At 32.3% G+C, this 16012-nt stretch carries 12 protein-coding genes and 1 tRNA gene; 4 read left to right on the top strand and 9 right to left on the bottom strand.

Going from position 1 to position 16012, the window contains the following annotated elements; translation table 11 throughout:
- The first annotated feature begins 96 nt into the window (after window positions 1-96).
- A complete protein-coding gene (locus O5O44_RS07570) occupies window positions 97-657 on the top strand; it encodes a YqgE/AlgH family protein (RefSeq protein WP_289196398.1) in 561 nt (186 codons plus the stop codon).
- Here O5O44_RS07570 and O5O44_RS07565 read toward each other — a convergent pair.
- Both O5O44_RS07565 and O5O44_RS07560 read right to left on the bottom strand, forming a co-directional pair.
- Window positions 654-1496 (bottom strand): aminotransferase class IV, encoded by an 843-nt coding sequence (locus O5O44_RS07565; RefSeq protein ID WP_289196397.1) that lies wholly within the window; start codon window positions 1494-1496, stop codon window positions 654-656. The genes O5O44_RS07570 and O5O44_RS07565 overlap by 4 nt on opposite strands.
- A 58-nt stretch (window positions 1497-1554) precedes the next feature.
- A complete protein-coding gene (locus O5O44_RS07560; RefSeq protein WP_019386647.1) occupies window positions 1555-1947 on the bottom strand; it encodes an START-like domain-containing protein in 393 nt (130 codons plus the stop codon).
- A 132-nt stretch (window positions 1948-2079) separates the two neighbouring features.
- On the opposite strand from O5O44_RS07560, the gene O5O44_RS07555 reads away from it, so the two are divergent.
- The 3 genes from O5O44_RS07555 to O5O44_RS07545 all read left to right on the top strand — a co-directional run bounded on the left by O5O44_RS07555 (window position 2080) and on the right by O5O44_RS07545 (window position 4252).
- Window positions 2080-2153 (top strand) — tRNA-Met (locus O5O44_RS07555).
- 55 nt (window positions 2154-2208) lie between these two features.
- Window positions 2209-3576, top strand: coding sequence for a tyrosine-type recombinase/integrase (locus O5O44_RS07550; RefSeq protein WP_289196396.1), 1368 nt, complete (start codon window positions 2209-2211; stop codon window positions 3574-3576).
- 4 nt (window positions 3577-3580) lie between these two features.
- Window positions 3581-4252 carry a hypothetical protein gene (locus O5O44_RS07545; RefSeq protein ID WP_289196395.1) on the top strand — a complete coding sequence of 224 codons (672 nt, stop codon included), beginning with the start codon at window positions 3581-3583 and terminating at the stop codon, window positions 4250-4252.
- Between the two features lie 264 nt (window positions 4253-4516).
- On the opposite strand, the gene O5O44_RS07540 is transcribed toward O5O44_RS07545, so the two are convergent.
- From O5O44_RS07540 to O5O44_RS07510, 7 genes are all read right to left on the bottom strand, one after another.
- Window positions 4517-4906, bottom strand: a complete 390-nt coding sequence (locus O5O44_RS07540; protein WP_289196394.1) for a hypothetical protein — start codon at window positions 4904-4906, stop codon at window positions 4517-4519.
- A gap of 222 nt (window positions 4907-5128) precedes the next feature.
- Window positions 5129-8338 carry a type I restriction endonuclease subunit R gene (locus O5O44_RS07535; protein ID WP_289196393.1) on the bottom strand — a complete coding sequence of 1070 codons (3210 nt, stop codon included), beginning with the start codon at window positions 8336-8338 and terminating at the stop codon, window positions 5129-5131.
- Window positions 8339-8344: 6 nt separating this feature from the next.
- On the bottom strand, window positions 8345-9631 hold the full coding sequence (locus tag O5O44_RS07530; RefSeq protein WP_289196392.1) for a 5-methylcytosine restriction system specificity protein McrC: 1287 nt from the start codon (window positions 9629-9631) through the stop codon (window positions 8345-8347).
- A complete protein-coding gene (locus O5O44_RS07525) occupies window positions 9621-11990 on the bottom strand; it encodes an AAA family ATPase (protein WP_289196391.1) in 2370 nt (789 codons plus the stop codon). Before O5O44_RS07525 ends, O5O44_RS07530 begins: the two co-directional genes overlap by 11 nt.
- Window positions 11987-13285 (bottom strand): restriction endonuclease subunit S, encoded by a 1299-nt coding sequence (locus tag O5O44_RS07520; RefSeq protein ID WP_289196390.1) that lies wholly within the window; start codon window positions 13283-13285, stop codon window positions 11987-11989. Before O5O44_RS07520 ends, O5O44_RS07525 begins: the two co-directional genes overlap by 4 nt.
- Window positions 13282-14880: a type I restriction-modification system subunit M gene (locus tag O5O44_RS07515; RefSeq protein ID WP_289196389.1), complete on the bottom strand. Its 1599-nt coding sequence runs from the start codon at window positions 14878-14880 to the stop codon at window positions 13282-13284. Before O5O44_RS07515 ends, O5O44_RS07520 begins: the two co-directional genes overlap by 4 nt.
- 20 nt (window positions 14881-14900) lie before the next feature.
- Window positions 14901-15782 carry a phospholipase D family protein gene (locus O5O44_RS07510; RefSeq protein WP_289196388.1) on the bottom strand — a complete coding sequence of 294 codons (882 nt, stop codon included), beginning with the start codon at window positions 15780-15782 and terminating at the stop codon, window positions 14901-14903.
- Between the last annotated feature and the right edge of the window lie 230 nt (window positions 15783-16012).

Genomic DNA, 16012 nt, shown 5'->3' with positions numbered 1-16012 from the left:
AAGCTTCCAAAATTTGGAAGCTTTTTTTTATATATAGGCTCAAGAGTTGCATTTTTAATAAATAAATATTAGATTTAATTACTAATTCCTGAAAATATGGTTACAACAAAGCCCAAAAAAGGAGATTTATTAATCGCTGAACCTGCAATTATTGGCGACGTATCTTTTAACCGTTCTATTGTCCTACTTGCCGACCATACAGACCAAGGATCTATTGGATTTATACTAAACAAACCCCTAGAATACAATATAAATGATTTAATTCCTGAGGTTGAAGCTACATTTAAAGTATATAACGGTGGACCAGTAGAACAAGATAACTTATATTTTATTCATAAAGTACCAAAACTTATTCCAAATAGCATTGAAATATCTTTAGGTATTTATTGGGGAGGCGATTTCTCTAAAGTGGCAGAACTTATTAAAGATGGTACTTTACAAGAAAACGATATTAAATTTTTCTTGGGTTATTCTGGTTGGGACTCTAGCCAATTAGAAAATGAGCTTAAGGCTAATTCTTGGGTAGTTACCGAGAATATCTACAAAAAAAATATTATTGAAAAAAACTACGAGTCCTTCTGGAAAGAAAAAATGTTAGAGTTTGGGGGTGAATACAGTATTTGGTCGAATGCGCCAGAAAATCCAAGCTACAATTAAGACAATCTGAGTTTTACTATAAGTTTTTGAAGTACAAGGGCTGCTACATCATTAGTAAATATCTTTTTTCTGTACTTAGTTATCGGTTGTATTCCAACAATGACATTGGTTAGAAACATTTCATCTGCTTTTTGAATTTCAAATGGAGATATTGAATCTTCAAGCAATTCATAATCTGGCATTGATTTTACAACGCTAATTATTTGAGTTCTCATTACCCCTTTCAAACAACCATCGTTTATAGGTGGCGTTTTTATCACATTTCCTTTTACCAAGAACACATTGCCATTTAGTGCCTCCACTACATGCTTGTTGGTATTCAACAATAAACAATTATTTAAATTATTTTCTTTGGCATAAATACTTCCTACAACATTTAATGCTTTGTTATTCGATTTTAAGGTTGACAACAAACTAGGAGCAACATAATAATCTTTAAACAAATCCACTTCATAATGATTTTCATTTATTTTATAAAAATCATCTGAGAGTGCTTTTGTATCAATAATATAACTAACATCGTTTGTGGTTGGCGTATATAACCCACCTTCATTTCTAAAAACGGTAAGCTTTACGCGAGAACTTTGGTTTTTTAATAGCTTAGCTTCTAACAACTTATGAATTTCTTCTTCTAAAAATTCCATAGTAAAGTTCATTGGAATTTCCATTCGCATAATACGCATAGAAGCCATCAGTCTAAAATAATGATCTTCCCAGAATAAAAGTTTACCATGACTTATTTTGATGGTTTCAAAAAGCGCATCACCATAGGCAAGTCCACGATTGTTTATAGAAATTAGTTGTTCTTCTGTTGCTATTGTACCGTTAAAATTGATCATAAAAAAAGTCCCGAAGTAAAATTCGGGACAAATATAATTTAAAATATCCTACTGATTATTAAGCAGAACCTAATACTTGCTTGAGACTTGAAATTTGATTGGTCCAAAGCATTTTAGCTTCGTCTACTTCATCTTCTTCAGCAAAATCTGTAACCATTAATGAAACATCCTTTGTAATTTCATCAACCTGTATTCTAATTTCAAAATAACAAGTTAAACCATCCTCCTCATCCTCTAACCATCTAAATTTAACACGTTCTCCGTTTTTCTTATTTAATAATTTTGCTTTCTCTTCACTACCATCCCAAATAAAAGTAAATAATTCACCACGAGAGTTTACATTATCAGAAAACCATTCAGATAAACCCGATGGGGTAGATATATATTGATATAATAATTGAGGTGAGGCGTGTATTGGAAATTCAATATCAAATTTAATTTTATCGTCCATAAATACTTTTAAAAATTTATTTTGCTCAATATATACATTAATTGATAAGTATAACAACAATTTTTAATAATATTTTCCCTTAGTTCTGTTTGCTTACAATAATATTGTTTTTATATTTGCAGCCTTAAATTAGGCGAGGTAGCTCAGTTGGTTAGAGCGTCGGATTCATAACCCGGAGGTCGGGGGATCGTGCCCCCCTCTCGCTACAATTCGAAATTGCCCATAAACAAACGGTTTAGTTCACTCTAAACCGTTTTTTTTATGTCTACATTAAACAAAATTCTTACATTTGAATACCAAAATGAACACGTTTTAGAATACAATTTAGAACACGATTTGACCCAAAAAACTCAATTTTCAACACCTAAAATTTATAATGCCAAAGGCGATTTATCCAAGCGCTGGTATGTGTATTTCTCCTTTAGGAACCCAAAAACAGGCAAGCTCGAACGGAGTAAAAATATCTACGGTAAAGCCAATGTTTATAAAACAAAAGAAGATCGTCTTTCTGTTTTAACAACCTATAGAAAACGCCTTATTATTCTTTTAAAAAAAGGATATAATCCATATGAAGATAATACAGCTTTATATGAAGCGAGCTTGACGCCAAGTGACCCGACGACAATGCCAGTTGAAAGCGTAACAATTAAAAAACCTGTTGAAAAAGTTCCTACTACCTTTAAGAACCCTCCCGAAGAAAAAAAATTAGACACCGAAAAAGAATCTGATAAAATGAGTATTCGGGATGCATTTGATTTTAGCTTGAAATTAAAAGCAAGTGTCATTGGTGAACGAACACTTAAAGATTATGAAGGCAGGTCGAATAAATTCATAAAATGGCTGGAAGTTGAGCGGCCAAAAGTGACTACCATTGATCAAGTGAATAAAAACGTTATCAATTCGTTTTTAAATGCCATGCTTTCAGCAACGAGTTCTAGAAGTTATAATAACTACAGAACAGATTTAAGTAGTTTAATGCAAACTATGGAAGATAACGACCTCATCGTTTCCAATCCTGTTAAAAAAATCAAAGCACTTAAAACAAGTCCTGAAAGAAATAAAACGTATTCTTTAGAGAAACAAACCGAAATTTTTGAGTATTTAAAAACAGAAGATCCCATTTTGTTGCTTTATATTCAGTTTATATCCTATAATTTATTGAGACCTATTGAAGTTTGCAGATTAAAAATTAAGGATATTAACTTACAAGAGAAGCTTATTCAGTTTAAAGCAAAAAACAGTCCATTAAAAACCAAGCGTATTCCTGATATTTTACTCAAGGAATTACCAGACCTAAGCCAACTAAATGGCGATTGGTACTTGTTTACACCAGATAAAATTGGCGGTGAATGGGATACCATTGAAAATAACAGGCGTGATTATTTTTCAAAACGTTATAAAAAAGTAGTGAAACAACATTTTAAACTGGGCAAAAACTATGGGTTATATAGTTTTAGGCACACTTTTATCACAAAACTCTATCGTGCTTTGGTTATTGATTCGTCACCACATGAAGCTAAAAGTAAATTAATGCTTATTACAGGGCATTCTACCATGGATGCTTTAGAGAAGTATTTACGCGATATTGATGCGGCCATACCAGAAGATTATTCACACCTTTTGAAATAAAACGATGAACGAAACTTTCAAAATTATACTTGATAATCTGATTCGGTCATATATCTATTATGTCCCTAAAAGCTTTTACAACGACTTGCAAAAGACTGAGTATAAAGATTTATTGGCCTACACTGATGTTAATACAGTTGCTTATATTGATAAGGATAAAAATCCAACCCTAAATAAAAGCCTGTTTAACAACATAGATCTCATAACAAAATCTAAGTTATTACAAGATAACACCTTCCTCCTTCTTGAAGCTCAATCTCAATTAGACCTTGAACAGTTTGGTTATCTTTTAAGGACGTACAGAGAGCATTTGGATATTCATACTCATATTACTGACTGGATGTCTAATAATATTTCTAAAGATATAATATATGCCACTGAAGATCTTAAAAACATGTTTAACAAACAATCGGCTCATTTTAAATCACATCAAGAAGAGATTCAAAAAAAGTTTGGAGCTGTGGAGTCTCAATTGAAAGGCATTGAACTCAATAACTATTTTAAAGAAAAATTTGCATCGCCAGATTTTAAACATTCTCTGATGAATTTTTTTAAGAGAAAGGAGAACCTTGGTAATAAAACCAAGAAGCCTCGAAAAAAGAAAAAAGTAATCATTAGTGATGAAGAAGCCGATGCTTTTTTACTAGAATCTGTTTTTAACGTTAAAATGAACTAAAATTTAATACTATTTGACCATGGAATTGATAATGGCTGTCTTTAATTGACCTTGGATCTTATCATGGCTGTCTTAAACTGACCATGGATATCATAATGGTTGAATACATTTTACCATGGAATTTATAATGGATTAGCTTAAAATCGGTTCCATTTGTAACCTAATATCCATAAATACACTAAAATTTACTTGAATACCTATTTAAAAATCGAAAATAATATTGATAAAAAGAAATTTAAAGTTATCGCATGATTATAATATAAACTAAACCCGATAAAATGCATCGCGAATACCTAATACAATCGTATTATAAAAATCGTATCTAATTTCAATTTGTTTAGCATGAGGTAAACTAAAAAACCAATCGGTTTTGACCAAATAGTCCTCGCAATTTCTATACATCCCGTATTTTGAAATTTTGAACTTAGAAAGCTCATTCATGCGTTCAATCATAATGTTTATCTCTCTAATAGGAATGTACTCATCTAGAGTGGCGAGATGTAGATAATTGTTTATCGAAGCCTCCAAATCCCTATAATGAAGTATGAATTGGTCGTATTCTTCTTGAATACTAGGTATTTTGTTCAACAGTGCCTCAATGGTATTCAAATTAAACAAATTGTCATCATAAAAATCATCAATAAAGGCACTCATAATTAACTATCCATTCATTTTTTAATGGAAATAAAATTATAAGATTAGTATAAAAAAACGAAGCGATTTGCTAAAAATAGTTCTCTACAGAAATTTATGTTGACAAGTCTAAATTATTAACAAATGTTATATTTCTGACGTGATTTTTCTGTTTACTCTTATTGTGTTATATGCAATTGACTTCAGGTAAGATATCTAATATAAGTAATTTCAAAAAAAAAATTATCCAGCTTGTTGATAAACATTTTTTCCATTACCATAATAGTTGGTATAAATATGCTGGTAGACATTTGCCGTTTTTAAACCAACTTCTTCATCAGAATATGATTCTTGAGGTAAATACAGAAGATTATCATAAATCGTACTTTTTACTTGTGCTTTTATTTGCCTACTTTCTCTCCAATTTTCAATTTTAAGCTTTTCTGATTTTAATGTTTCCAAAGTTTTAGCTGCAACTTTTTTAACTTCTTTTAATTCCTTTTCAGACAGTTCTTTACCTTCTTTTAGTAAATCAAATATTGCTAATGTTTCTTGATCTTTTAGATTTTCTCTTACCACACGTTGTTCTTCAACGGATAAATCTTTGATAAAGTTATTTAATTTATCAAATGTTTTTATCGTATCCTCTAAGCTCTTGCCCCTATTATATTCATCAATTATTTCTTTGTAGCGTTCGTAAAACTCAATACGTAATGGGTTTTCTTTAAGCATTTGCTCTAAACGTTGCTCGATAGCATTTTGAAGATTAAAAACTAACGTGTTTTTACGGGGTGTTTTTGCGAAAGCAGCTCTTAACTTATCAAAATCTAAAGATGATAAATCAACATAAACTTCTTCGTCACCTTCATTAACTTCTTTATCCTGAATTACAACGCTATCACTAACGATAGACTGTAAATCCATAATAATTTGCGTTACGTCAGCAGATTTTACATTTTGATTTAGTGCTGCATAAATGGCTTCTATAGCATTAAAATCTTTAACATGCTTCTTTAATTTATCTGATGGAAACAAAGCTTTGTACTTTCTAAATACATTACGCGCCATCATTTCAAAAGTGGTGCGCGTTGTTTCATTTAAACACACACAATCTGTTGCGTCTTTAATCATAGCGATTTTAAACATAGGTTTGGCATCTTTTAAGTCTTGAAGCGAAAAATTAAGTTCCTTCAAATACGCCTTTACATCTTTAATCGCTTGCTTTAACTCTATTTCAACATCTTCTAATGGTTCTACTGGTTTTCCTGATGGCTTTCCTTTTCCACCAGATTTACTGCCTTCTCCATAAATAGAGTAAGCATGCTCTAATTGTTTATATACGTTGCCATAATCTACAATTAAACCATTTTCTTTTTCATCATCATACACACGATTTGCTCTTGCAATGGTTTGCATTAAAGTGTGACCTTTTATAGGTTTGTCAAGGTATACTGTGGATACACAAGGTGCATCAAAACCAGTAATCCACATCGCACATACAATAGCAAGTCTAAATGGATTATCTTCATCTTTAAACTCTTTTTCAAGATTACGCTCTACCATTTTTCTGCGATGCACTTCGATATCTAAATCCATTTTACGGAATTTATCTACTTCGTTCTGCTCGCTACTTACTACTACACAAACTTCGGTTTCTTTTACTTTGTTATATTTTCGTTTTAGTTCTTGCGCTTCTTGTTGATCTTCTGCGTTTTCAATGCGTTCTTCCAACTCTTTTAAATATTCAGGCCAATAACCTTGTATGAGTACATACATTCTAACCGCAGTAGGTTTATCTAAAGCTACATACATCGCTTTACCTTGATAACCTCTTTCATTAAAATGCCACACTAAATCTTTGGCAATGGCGTCTAATCTTGGTTGTGCTGTAAGTATAGGATAATCTCTATTAAAAAGGTATTCTAATTTTTTCTTTTGGTCGTCGTCTAAGTCTTCATTTTCAAAAACCTCAGCCATTCTTTCATCAAGCTCGGGATTAGTGATGTCTAACTTTTCACCTCTGTTTAAATAGCGCAATGGTAAGGTGGCTTCATCTTCAATGGCACGTTTAAAATCGTAAACTGACACATATTCACCGAAGATGTTTTTAGTTAACTCTTCTTCCTCCTTTATAATAGGTGTGCCTGTAAACCCTAAATATGAGGCATTTGGTAATCCATGAAAACGCATATTACGCGCATAAGTACCAGATTGTGTGCGATGTGCTTCATCACTAATGACAATAACGTTTTTGCGTTCTGTAATTAAAGGATATTCACTTTCAACTTTTGGGTCGATAGAGAACTTATGAATGAGTGTAAATACATATCTGTGGTTTTCAGACAATAACTCGCGTAAATGCTCACGTCCTGTCATGCCTTTCTTTTTGCCAGCGATGACATTTTTATCATTAACCACACCTACTCCAGAAAACGTGTCATACAATTGGTTTTCTAATTCGGTTCTATCAACAGCAATTAAAAAGGTGTAAGAACCACCTAATTTACGATGAATTTTTTCACATAAAAATACCATTGAATAGGACTTCCCAGAACCTTGCGTATGCCAAAACACCCCCAATTTCCCTTCTAAATCTTCAATGTTATTTACGTTTTCTATAACTTTATTTACACCAATGTATTGGTGGTTTTTTGCCATTAACTTCACCACATCGCCTTGTGAATCGTCAAATAATAAATAATTTTCAAAAATATCCATTAGACGATGCTTATCACAGGTACCTCTAATCATGGTATCTAAACTTACTTCGCCTTCTTCATCTTCCTCGATTCGTTTCCAATCTAGAAAATATTTAAACGGACTTGTTATGGTACCGACTTTTGCATCTAAACCATTACTTAAAATGATAAATCCATTGTTATGAAATACATGCGGAATGGCATCTTTATAATCTTTTAGGTTGTCGTTATACGCATGACGTAAATCTTGATGATGTGCTTTCAACTCAAAAAACACTAGCGGAATCCCATTTACAAATCCAACCACATCTGGACGTCTTAAATATAATTCACCCAAAACTTCAAATTGTCTTACCGCTAGAAAATGATTGTCGTGATAATCCTTAAAATTAAAAACACGCAGTTTCGTTCTAATCAACTCTCCTTTATCATTGGTATAACTTATAGGAACACCATTTTTAAGTAAATTACTTTTGTCTTTATTGATGCGTCCCAATGTTTGGTCTGCTACATTTTGAGTAATAAACTCAATGGCTTGTTCATAAGCTAATTCTGGGTGATTTGGGTTCAACTTTTTTAGCGCTTTAAGCAAATAGCGCACTAATACAACCTCACTTTTATTGTCTCTTCCCAATAAACCATCAGAACCAAATGATTCCTTTTTCCATGCTGTAAGTACTGTCCAACCCAATTGTTCTAATACATCTTGTGTGGCGTTCTCTATAAGATTATCTTCTGAGTATTCGTAGCTCATTCTTAATTACTTTACTAAGGGTAATTTAACACCTAATTTATAAACATCATAATAATGTTTAACGGGTTTATTTTTCAAATTAACTTCTAACAAATGATCTAAACCATTTTGATCTGGATGAATAATTAAACAGTCAATTACTTCTCCTCGTTCTTTATTTAATGCTTCATATACTTTTTTAAGTCTAGCATAACCACTTACCTGCCTTATATCTTCATCGTATTTACCATTCAAATATTTAAGTTTGTATTTAGCATCGATAACCATTTGGTAATCTTCATTATTTAAAAGGTAATCCAACTCATTGCCATAGTGTTTGTATTGATATTGCACCTGATTATGAAACCTATCTTTAAGCAAGCCAAGTACATACAATTCAAACAAATTGGTCATGTCTATCCAAAAAGGCGGGGATTGAATTGTATCTTTTACTGTATTAGAGATATTATAACCAAAACGTCTTAAAATGAGTTTTGCTAAATATAACGCTTGCTCGTATTCTTTATAAAACACATTGGTTTTGGTGTGTTTTATTTCTGTGATTTCTATCTTGTCTGATACTTGTGCAAATGCTGGATTGATATAATTAAAGGTATTTTGCATAACCTCTTTATTAGTAAGTTGCGCATAAGTTGGCAAGTAGTGTTTAATAAACTGCAAGGCTTTTTTTAGCAATCTATTTTCTTTATTGTTTATGCCAAACTCATCAAAACTACAATAGGTGTAGAGGCTTTTGTTTTTAACTAAGTTTTGTTTTATAGTTTTGGCCACTTGCACTTTACCCTTTACCCTACCTTGTAAATTGTGCTCCACTTTGTAATATGATTTTTTTAAACCCTTTCTAACAATTTGCTTTAATAAGCTTAAAAACTCGACCACTAAAAATGGTGTTAGTAAATCTTGTTTCTGACTAATTTGAATAGTTGGTTTATCCCATTTTACTTCAAATAGCTCATGTAATTCTTTGGAAACTCCATCATGCTTTAATGAGGCTAACAGCATGTTTACAAAATCTATTTCTTGAGTTTCATAGTTAAGCTTTGGTGCTATGTATAAAGCCGATTTATTAGGTTCTATCCAATCTAAACCTATAAAATAGCCAGTATCTATGGTATATAATTCACTGTCTGCAACATGTTTATTTATTGAAAAGCATGGCAAACTAGCATCATATCCGCGATGCTTTTTAGCAAAGGTTTTTTGGTAACGCTCTTTTACAAAAGCACTAGCATCTTCGTGAGGTATGACCCTCGCTTTTTCATGCTCATTATATGTTAATAGCCTAACACTCAAACTTTGCTATTTCTTTTAATTTTTCTTTAGCTGTTTCTAGTAATAAGCCATCTTTTACATACTCATTAAGTATTGGCATTATTTCGTAATCAAGCTTTAATTGCAGTTGTTCAGACTCACTTAACTCACTATTTTCATCCAATATAAAGTAACTATGCCCTAAATGCACATCTTTACTCTCAAAATCTGAAGCCAAATATTTCTCTGTAAACAACTCGCTAACTATGTTAAATAGTGTTTTAGCCTTGTCATTAGTTATCACCTCAGCATTAGGTAGCATATCTACAAAAGCGAAACGACGCTTTATCGCATAGTCTATATGCCCAACACTACGGTCTGCCGTATTCATGGTGCCAATAATGTACAGGTTTTCTGGTATGGTAATTTTAGCATCACCATCTATGGCATACATGCTATCTACAGCTTCACCCCTGTACTCTAAAGCGTAAATAAGCTCACCTAAAACAGAAGGCAAGTTAGCTCTGTTTATTTCATCTATGATTAAAACGTAATTTTTTAACAGTGGCTTTGATACCCTCTTACTAACAGCTTCATTTAACTGACTACCAAATTCTTTTTTAAATTGCTCTAATACTTTAAAAAAGTAGGTTGCATGTTGTCTTGCTAATCCTGAAACGCTGTCTAACCTCTTAAATTCTTGTCTAGAGTTAACATTTTGCAAAATAGCAGAAACTAAATCTTTAAACTTCATGCGCTGGCTTGTTTTCCATTTGCCAGTATATCTAAATGCATCTTCTTCTACAGCAACTATAGAAACTGCTTCAGTAATTTTATAGTCTTCATTTTCATCAATCTTATCTTGTACACTTTCAGAAAATTCTATTAACAAGTCTTTTATGCCTTCCTCCTTTGAATAATCTTCTACATCTTTTTTACTTGCTATTAAGTTAATATTGGCTTCTTCGGCTAATAGTGCTAAAGTTTTATTTTCAGTATCGTAACTTATATGTTCACCTTCACTTTTTGCGGTAATTCCTCTTATAAAATCTTCATAGGTGTATGATGGATGAAATTGTACCAATTTAAACTGACCACTTGCTTCTAACTTGTTTTTTTGGTAACGTTTATCTGATGATATAGGATCATTCGGAAAAATAATTCGTTCAGCAATATCCTTACCTGTATAGGTTTTTCCAGTTCCTGGAGGTCCTTGTAAAATGATTTGCTTTTTTTGATAGAGCAATTGCTCGTATATGCTCTTAGTTATCTCAGTGTTCATACTTTCTAATTCTAATAATAAGCCCTTGTATTTTTTTAATGATGAAGAAAACATACTGTGACCCACTCTATTTCTTTCCTTATACTCTTCAACCTTTTTAAGACTAGCCATTAACGTTTCATAGCTACTCATATCCTGAACCTCATAAAGTGTTTCGTTTAATATATTAGCATCAATTCCTATCCTATTAATTGTAGATACGGCCGACAAATAATTATTTACACTATTAGGGATGACTTTTATAAGGTATTCCTTAAATAGTTTCTCCATTTTCTCAAACGAATACTTTCTTGTTGCCGTTGTTTTCATATTACTAATTACTTCTTTATACGTTTCAAACAATATCCCTTTTAAATTACTAATCATTTCTTGAAAAAAAGCATCGCTTAACTCAAACACATCCTCTTTTTTGATTACCTCTATTTTTGAACCAATTAAAACATAATTGTCATAAACCAGATTTTTTAAATGGTTTTCATCACCTATTACATACTCAAATCCATTATCTTTTAAATTTTTATATAAATTAGGATTAGCTAAAAAACTATCAACATATGGTTGAATATACTCTACTGGTGATTTCTTGTTTGCAAAAGGAACATACTGTGTATTAAACCCTAAACCATAACAAACCACATTATCCCTTAAAAATAAATGGTATTGAAATTCTGTGCCACCACCAGGGTTTATTACCCAGTCTCTACTATCATTAGAATTAATAAAAAGTTTATCCCTATTAGTGGCACTACCCATTTTTAACAATTCTTTTCTTTTGTATTGAAACTCAGAACAAAATTCGCCTAAAGTAGTATTGATGATATCTACTAGTTCCTTTAAGTTTTTAAACGTCACTTTGTTATTTAATTCAATTACTGGATAACCAGTCATTTCTTCAAGATTTAATCTATAATGTTTATTACTACTAAAATCATTAGCGGTTAAGTTTACTCCTACTAATTTTGCTGCTTCTGTAATGAGTAATTTAAAAGGGTAGTTTTTGCCTTTAATAGTAACGGCATATTTTGTACCCATTCTACCAGTAGGAATACCGTTTTTATCAATTTCTAAAACTGCTCTATCTATTAGCTCTTTGGTAACAAAGTCTAGCTTTTGGTTCATTTATTCATGTTATTATAGGTTTCACTACTCTCCGCAACCATACCCAAACCTGCATTTACCTCCAAACTATCTACAACCTGCCCTGAGCTTGCCGAAGGGTCTATCATCCCACTCATTAAACGTGGCAATAAAATATCGCGTGCTTCTTTTAATTTTGTGATTTGATTGCCAAGAATATATACAGACTTAATTATTGGTTCAACTTTTTGATTAAACTTATTTAATTTTTCTTTTTCTGGCATCTTTACTTTTTGAAATTTCAAAAATGCTTCCCAGTTATAATTAACAATATTACTTGCACTTCGCTTTTCAAATATTTCAGTTCCTTTAGTCTTTCGTAAATATTTTAAAAACAAAATCAAAGCGTATGAGAAATCTTTAGTTTTAGGTCTCATTAGTTTGCAAAAACTCGCACACATAACATCTGAGTCAAATTGTTTTAATAAACCATCTGTGACTAAAAGAGTTTTTGCGACTCCCTCGTAAGTACTGCCACCTGACACTTCAAAAACAATGTCACCATCTTGAAGCTTTCTAGATTTTAAGTTTGACTTTTTATGCCAACGTAAAGGAACATTCTCAATTGAACCTAAAGGTAAATTATCCATATCTGTTCCTCTTATAACATAAGCTTGGTCTGGAAAGTCATCTTCTTTTACCTCTTGTCCCCATCCACCTCCTATATGGTAGCCTATTAAATCACCTAAAGCATACTCTTTCCAACCTACTGGCACTCCAGATACACTAAACCACTCTTCATAGGTTTGTTGTGCTTGTTCTTCTAATAATTTGATGCGTTTGAGGTTGTTTTCTATTAAATCATCATAAGCAGATAAAATGGATGCTATTTTACGTTGGGTTTTTAGTGGTGGAAGGTTGATTTCATATTGAGGAATAGATTTTTTATTACCACGAGGCATCTTAGTACCGTTTGCTCCAGCCATCATATAATCGAAGAAATCATCTTTTGATAAATAATAGTAAATAAAAGTTGGGTCAGCTAAATCCAGTTTCGTTCTAAAAACAATAACATCATTAGAGCATCCACCATTTTTATTTGCAAACCAAATCTTCTTAAAATAAGGTCGAATATTGGAAACTAAAATATCCTTCGTTTTAAAACTTGTTGCTTTACCTGAAGATGGTGCATAGCTAGATTTTTCAACACCTCCTTTTTCAGGAAACATATTGTCTGCAGAAATAAAATTATGTTCATTTAATAATTCTGCTTCAATTTTTCCTGTCCAATATGGAGCTACTTCACTTAATTTAATCTTCTTCCAACCTTCCGTCATAACTTCACCGCTTGTATTTGCTCCATTAAACTATTGGCTTCGGTATTGAGTTTGGCAAGTTCGTTATGTATTTCTGCCATACGTGTTTTATAATCAAAATCCATATCAATATCAATGCTTACACCAACATAGCGTCCTGGTGTTAGGCTGTAGTCTTGCTCTTTTATTTCTTCAATAGTAGCTATTTTGCATAGGCCCTCTACGTCTTGGTATTTTCCTTTTGGGAAGTGGGTTTTTAGCCAATCGTTCTCTTGGAGAGATTGCTTCGTGCCTCGCAATGACGTTTCGTTGGTTCTAAAGGCATTCATTATAGCAGTTAAGCCTTCTAGTTGCTCGTCGCTAAAGTCGTTAATGGTTGTGCTTACTTTTCTAAAGGTATTGCGCGCATCTATCATAAGCACCTTGTCTTTATTTTCTTTTTTCTTGCCTTTGTTAAAAAACCAAACGTGGCATGGTAAACTTCGGGTGTAAAAAAAGTTGTTGCTAATGGCTACAATACATTCTACATCGCCTGTTTCTATCAGTTTTTGTCTTATTAGTTTTTCGGCATTGCCAGCATCTGTTGCCGAAGATGCCATGACGAATCCTGCTCGCCCTGTTGCATTTAAATAAGAATGAAAATACTGCATCCATAAATAGTTACCGTTGCTAATGGTACCTTTTCCTGTAAGTGGTGGACCAAATGGCAAACGGTCATCATCGGCTAGAAACTTATTTTTGGCATCAATCTTATCGACATTAAACGGTGGATTAGCCATAACGAAATCGCACTTTCCTGTAAGGTTATGCGGATTGGTATAAAAGCTATTGCTTTCTATAATTTTACCCTCAATCCCATGAATAGCGAGGTTCATTTTGGCTAAGCGTGTGTTGTTGCTTTTTAGTTCTGTACCATAAACTCTTATGGTTTCGTTTACTTTTTTATGCTCATGGTCTTCTACAAAATGAGCGGTTTGTACAAACATACCACCTGAACCACAAGCTGGGTCGTGCACAATCCCATGATTGGGTTGTATAAAGTTAACGATGAGGTTAACCAACGATGGTGGTGTAAAAAACTCGCCACCTTCTTGTGCGCCTGCACCTTGCATAGAGAATTTCATTAAGAAAAACTCGTAGATACGACCAAACACATCGCCTTTGGCATTTTTAACAGCGTCTTTATTAAACACACGTACCAAATCGCGCAATAGCTTATCATCAAACTCTTGGTAATTTTTTGGCAGAATACCTTCAAGGTCTGGATATTCGGCTTCTATGAGTTTCATGGCATTGTTAATGGCTTCGGCTATGTTTGCCTCTTCAGGTAAGTCTGCTAAATAATCGTACTTTGCTTTTTCAGGCAAGAACATAGCGCCTTCACCTGCATAATCTCCTTTATTGGCTTCTCGTTTTTTGCCTGTTCGTGGGTTTATAGGTAGTTTTTTTTCTACCTCTATTTTCGCATCTTCGAAACGGTTTTGAGCAAAACGCAGAAGCACTAAGCCTAAAAGTGGGTCTTTGTATTCGGCTGCTGTTAGTTTGGAATTTGCTCTAAGGTCGTCTGCTGCGTCCCATAGTTCGATTTCGAGTTGTTTTATGTTTTGTTGGGTCATTACTTGATGTTAGTCTTTTTTTATAATAATTCTGATAAAGATTCAGGGTAAACAATCCACTTTGTTCCTTGTTTATTTTGTTTATAAGCAATGCCCTGTTTTTCGCCTTCTTGAGAAATAGTATTTTTATCCAGGATGAAACCTTTTTGCAACATAACTTGAATCACCTCATCATAAGATTTGTTTTTAAGTCTTCCTAAACTTGTAGCTGAGTGTTTCTTTTCGTTTTTCTTTGCTTCAGCTAATTGATTAGCTTGATACTCATCCCTTGTAACAACCTCATTGTTTTCTTGGACATTAACATAAGATTCTTCCATGTAATCAAACACAGGTATTTGTTGTGATAGGTTACCAGCTACTAACTCTTTAGTTAAATCTAATTTAGTTTCAGATCCTAGATAGTCTTTACCAAGTAACTTTTTTTTATAAAAAGGTCTTCTAACATAAACGGTATAACTATTTGATAAAACTTTCATAGTTTCATTCCAAGCTTGTTTATCTATATCTGTACCACTAAAAAGAGAACTTTCACTAACTACACCAAATTCTACATTATTATCAAAAGAATAATCGTATAAATTTACTGAAGTTATAAGTCCTCGTCTTTCATTCGCGTAGTACTTTGCATGTAAATTAGGAATGTACACAATTGAGATATTTGGAAATTCTTTAAAATATTCTACATCTTTTTCCTTAATACTTTTCGATGGGTTTTTTTGGTTTTTACCAAAGGCAATTAAAATATGAAGACTAGAATTACCTTTGAGCTTATTAAATAATTCATTTTTAAAATAATCATCTAGTTTAATATAAGGAGAAACTATTAGTAATTGTTTTTTAGCTCCTCTTAATATTGCACACAATTCATCTGTAAGTTCTTTTCCAGTAATAAATTTAGCCATTTTATTTTGTTTGTTTTTATAAATTAAGCGTCTCAGAGAGAGTCGCTATTAGTAAGTAATTTTAGGACTTTAAAGATATAAAAACCGAGTTATAAACCTAAGTAGTTACGCACAAATATTATAAGTGTATTTCAATAAATAAAAGTAAAGTAAAATAGTATAGTTAACTTATGGAATTCCGTAACATTAAATAACATTTTAAATAATAATTTTCTGCTCCAATCTTATAT

It is taken from the genome of Algibacter luteus (genome assembly GCF_030344935.1).
In the GTDB taxonomy this organism is placed as follows: domain Bacteria; phylum Bacteroidota; class Bacteroidia; order Flavobacteriales; family Flavobacteriaceae; genus Arenitalea; species Arenitalea lutea.
The sequence above is the reverse complement of the archived record's forward strand: the minus strand, read 5'-3'. Positions and strand labels throughout refer to the sequence as shown.